The sequence below is a fragment of the Streptomyces sp. NRRL S-495 genome, assembly GCF_000966955.1.
In the GTDB taxonomy this organism is placed as follows: Bacteria; Actinomycetota; Actinomycetes; order Streptomycetales; family Streptomycetaceae; genus Kitasatospora; species Kitasatospora purpeofusca.
In genome coordinates this window covers 1-4,857 of sequence record NZ_JZWY01001116.1, presented here as the reverse complement: position 1 = coordinate 4,857, position 4,857 = coordinate 1, and the positions used below count along the sequence as shown (strand labels likewise).

At 68.6% G+C, this 4,857-nt stretch carries 5 protein-coding genes; all 5 read left to right on the top strand.

Going from position 1 to position 4,857, the window contains the following annotated elements; genetic code table 11:
* The coding region (locus VR45_RS39630; RefSeq protein WP_045944820.1) for an ABC transporter ATP-binding protein at positions 1-440 on the top strand (440 nt) is incomplete at its 5' end.
* A gap of 197 nt (positions 441-637) precedes the next feature.
* Positions 638-2,260 carry an ABC transporter substrate-binding protein gene (locus VR45_RS39625; RefSeq protein WP_045944817.1) on the top strand — a complete coding sequence of 541 codons (1,623 nt, stop codon included), beginning with the start codon at positions 638-640 and terminating at the stop codon, positions 2,258-2,260.
* A gap of 117 nt (positions 2,261-2,377) precedes the next feature.
* Positions 2,378-3,304, top strand: a complete 927-nt coding sequence (locus VR45_RS39620; RefSeq protein WP_045944816.1) for an ABC transporter permease — start codon at positions 2,378-2,380, stop codon at positions 3,302-3,304.
* A 76-nt stretch (positions 3,305-3,380) separates the two neighbouring features.
* Positions 3,381-4,295, top strand: coding sequence for an ABC transporter permease (locus VR45_RS39615; protein ID WP_045944819.1), 915 nt, complete (start codon positions 3,381-3,383; stop codon positions 4,293-4,295).
* 15 nt (positions 4,296-4,310) lie between these two features.
* A partial coding sequence (locus tag VR45_RS39610) for an ABC transporter ATP-binding protein (RefSeq protein ID WP_199926097.1) occupies positions 4,311-4,857 on the top strand: 547 nt, incomplete at its 3' end.

Genomic DNA, 4,857 nt, shown 5'->3' with positions numbered 1-4,857 from the left:
AGGCCCAGGTGATCAACCTGCTGGAGCAGCTGCAGAACGAGTTCGAGCTCTCCTACATGTTCATCGCCCACGACCTCTCCATCGTCCGGCACATCTCCGACCGCGTCGGCGTGATGTACCTCGGCAAGATGGTCGAGATCGGCACGGACGAGGAGATCTACGAGAACGCCACCCACCCGTACACCCAGGCGCTGCTCTCCGCGGTGCCGGTGCCGGACCCGACGGCCCGTGAGTCCCGTGACCGGATCATCCTGACCGGTGACATCCCCTCGCCGGCCAACCCGCCGTCGGGCTGCCGCTTCCGCACCCGCTGCTGGAAGGCCGAGGAGCGCTGCTCGACCGAGGTCCCGCTGCTGGCGGTGCCCGAGGTGCTGAGCGGTGCGGCCAAGCACGAGTCGGCGTGCCACTTCGCCGAGGTCCGGGAGCCGGCCGCGGCCTGAGCCCGCGTCCGACCCCGCCCGGAGGGGCCCGTAGCCGTTCGCGGCACGGGCCCCTCCGGCGTTTCCCGGCCCGGACGGACGGGGCGTCAACCGGGCGCGGCGGCCGTGCACCCGTCCGGGGGTACCCGACTCGCGCCGCCACGGTGCCGCGCTTCTCATGGGGTGTGATGCGTCACACACCTTGAGGAGGGACCTCCATGCCCGTGGCCACCCGTGCTCGATGGGTCCTCGCCGCAGCGACGTCCGTGGCCCTGGTGGCCAGCGGGTGCAGCAGCAGCGACGGCGGCAGCAGCGGTTCGTCGAACAGCAGCAAGACCTTCAGTTACCAGAGCAGTGAGCCGCAGAACCCGCTGCAGCCGGCCAACGCCAACGAGACCGGCGGCGGGCGCATCATCCAGAACCTCTTCAAGGGGCTGGTCGACTACGACCCCTCGAACGCGAAGATCCGGATGCAGGTCGCGGACAGCATCGACACCAGCGACTCGCAGACCTTCAACGTCACGATGAAGAGCGGCTGGACGTTCCACGACGGCACGCCGGTCAAGGCGAGCAACTTCGTCGACGCCTGGAACTGGGGCGCGACCACCAGCAACAACCAGATCAACAGCTCCTGGTTCTCCGACATCGAGGGCTACCAGGACGTCCACCCGGCCAGCGGCCAGCCGACCGCGAGCAAGATGTCCGGGCTGACCGTCACGGACGACACGCACTTCACCATCAAGCTGCGGAACAAGGTCTCGTACTTCGAGTACAAGCTCGGCTACATCGCCTTCTCCCCGCTGCCGGACTCCTTCTTCAACGACCCGACCGGCGCCGGTCAGAAGCCGGTGGGCAACGGCCCGTACCAGTTCGTCAGCTGGGACCACAACCAGCAGGTGGTCACCAAGGCCTACCCGAACTACCAGGGCGTGGACAAGCCGAAGAACGGCGGCGTCGTCTTCAAGATGTACAGCACGGCCGAGGCCGCCTACGCCGACCTCCAGTCCAACAACCTGGACGTGATGGACCAGGTGCCGCCGTCCGCGCTGGCCACCTACAAGACCGACCTGGGCGACCGGGCGATCGACTCGCCGCAGGGCGCCATCCAGAACATCGGCTTCACGCTCTACCAGGCGGACTGGGCCGCGCCGGAGAAGGCCCAGGTCCGCCAGGGCATCTCGATGGCGATCGACCGCGACACCATCACCAAGACGGTGCTCCAGGGGTCGCGCGCGCCCGCCAGCGCCTGGGTCGCCGAGGGCGTCGAGGGGTACAAGGCGGGCCAGTGCGGTGACTTCTGCACGTTCAACGCGGACAAGGCCAAGCAGCTGATCGCCCAGGGCGGCGGCGTCCCGGGGAACACCCTGACCATCACCTACAACGCGGACGGCGGCCACAAGGAGTGGGTCGACGCGGTCTGCAACTCGATCCGGCAGAGCACCGGCGTCAACTGCACGGGCGACCCGAAGCCCGACTTCAAGACCGCCCGTGCGGCGATCACCGGCCACCAGATCAACGGCATGTTCCGGACCGGCTGGGTGCAGGACTACCCGTTGAACGCCAACTTCCTCGCCGACGTCTACCGCACCGGCGCCGCGTCCAACGACTTCGGCTACAGCAGCCCGCAGTTCGACCAGCTGTCCACCCAGGCGGACCAGGCGGACAGCGTCCAGGCCTCGGTGACCGGCTACCAGCAGGCCGAGGCGGTGCTGGCGACCGACATGCCGGCCATCCCGCTCTGGTACTACCGCACCAACTCGGGCTACTCCAGCAACGTCCAGAACGTGGCGTTCGACTCCTTCGGCAACCCGGCCTGGACCCAGGTCGAGGTCAAGGGCTGAGCCCCCTCCCCGCGCCGGCCCCGCCCTCCCCGCACGGGGGGCGGGGCCCGGGCACTCGGTCCAACGGCCCTCCGCACCCGGTCACGGGCCGACCAGTCACCTAGGAAGGAGGCTCGGATGGGAAGTTACGTGCTGCGGCGGGTGCTGCAGATGATCCCGGTGTTCTTCGGCTCCACATTCCTGATCTTCCTGATGGTCTACACGCTGCCGGGCGACCCGGTCGCGGCGCTCTTCGGGGACAAGGCCGCCGACCCGGCGGTGGTGGCCAACCTGAAGCACCGGTACTACCTCGACCAGCCGGTGTGGAAGCAGTACCTGCACTACATGGGCAACCTGTTCCAGGGCGACTTCGGGACGAGCTTCACCGGCCGTTCGGTCACCGACATCATGGCGGACGCCTTCCCGGTCACCATCCGGCTGGCCCTGATGGCCTTCGCCTTCGAGCTGGTCGTCGGGCTCGCGCTCGGCCTGGTCTCCGGCCTCAGCCGGGGCAGCATCCAGGACACCCTGGTGCTGGTCCTGACCCTGGTGGTGATCTCGATCCCGGTGTTCGTGCTCGCCTACATCGCCCAGACGATCTTCGCGACCAATCTGGGCTGGGTCACCCCGACGGTGCAGAACTCCAAGGACCTCTCCCAGCTGATCCTGCCCGCGATCGTGCTGGGTTCGCTCTCCCTCGCGTACGTCGCCCGGCTCACCCGGACGTCGATCGGGGAGAACCTGCGGGCCGACTACATGCGCACCGCGGTCGCCAAGGGCCTGCCCCGGCGGACCATCATCTCCCGGCACCTGCTGCGCAACTCGCTGATCCCGGTGGTCACCTTCCTCGGCACCGACCTCGGCGCGCTCATGGGCGGCGCGATCGTGACCGAGGGGATCTTCAACGTGCAGGGCATCGGCAACGTCCTGTACCGGGCGATCAACCAGAAGGAGGGCCCCACCGTGGTCGGCATCGTGACCGTCCTGGTGATCGTGTACCTGGTCGCCTCCCTGATCGTCGACCTGCTCTACGCGGTCCTGGACCCGAGGATCCGCTATGCCTGACCTGCATGACGAGGGCGAGTTCAAGCCGCACCCGGCCCCCGGCGTCGACCACCTCGACTACGCCGGCGAGCAGGGCATGGCGGTCGAGCAGGAGACCCTGGTCGAGGGCGACCCGGCCAAGCGGGAGGAGGCCCGCAGCCTCTGGGGCGACGCCTGGCGGGACCTCCGCCGGCGGCCGATCTTCCTGATCTCGGCGCTGCTGATCCTGCTGCTGATCGTGATGTCGATCTTCCCCTGGGCATTCACGGACGCCAACCCGCGCCAGGCCGACCTGATCCACAACTTCCTCAAGCGCCCGGACTGGTCGGACTTCTTCGGTGCCGGCTGGTTCGGCTACGACGGCCAGGGCCGCTCCATCTACGCCCGGGTGGTCTACGGGGCCCGGGCCTCGATCACCGTCGGAATCTTCGTGACCCTCGGGGTCACCCTGCTCGGCGGGCTGACCGGCATGGTCGCCGGGTACTTCGGCGGCGCGGTGGACGCGGTGATCTCCCGCATCATCGACATCTTCTTCGGCATTCCGCTGCTGCTCGGCGCGCTGGTCCTGCTGGGCGCCTTCTCCGCCCGCACGGTGTGGAGCGTGGTCGTCGCCCTGGCCGTCCTCGGCTGGACGCAGATCGCGCGCGTCATGCGCGGCGCCGTCCTGACCGTGAAGCAGGCCGACTACGTGATGGCCGGCCGCGCACTCGGTGCGGGCACCGGGCGGCTGATGTTCCGGCACATCCTGCCGAACGCGCTCGCGCCGGTGATCGTCGTCGCCACCATCGCGCTGGGCGGCTACATCGCGACCGAGGCCACCCTGAGCTTCCTCGGCATCGGACTGCAGGATCCGACCATCTCCTGGGGCATCGACATCGCCTCCGCCCAGAAGGTGATCCGAACGGCCCCGTACGTGCTCTTCTTCCCGGCCGCGGCGCTCTCCATCACCGTGCTGGCCTTCATCATGCTGGGCGACGCGGTCCGCGACGCCCTCGACCCGAAGCTTCGCTGAGCGAGGGGACGCATCGTGACCACAGCTGTCGACACGGGCAAGCCGCAGCGGGAGACGCCCTACGAGGGACCGCTGCTCGACGTCCGTGACCTGCACGTCGAGTTCGTCACCAGGGACGGGGTGGCGAGAGCGGTCAACGGGGTCAACTACAGCGTCCGCGCGGGGGAGACGCTGGCGGTGCTCGGGGAGTCCGGTTCGGGCAAGTCGGTGACCGCGCAGGCGATCATGGGCATCCTGGACATGCCGCCGGCCCGCATCCCCAAGGGGGAGATCCGCTTCCGCGGCCAGGACATGCTGACGATGGGCAAGGAGGAGCGGCGGAAGATCCGCGGCCAGAAGATCGCGATGATCTTCCAGGACGCGCTCTCCTCGCTGAACCCGGTGCTCACCGTCGGGTTCCAGCTCGGCGAGATGTTCCGCGCCCACCACGGGACGTCGCGCAAGGGGGCCAAGGAGAAGGCCGTCGAGCTGATGGACCGGGTACGCATCCCGGCCGCCAAGGACCGGGTCAACGACTATCCGCACCAGTTCTCCGGCGGTATGCGCCAGCGCATCATGATCG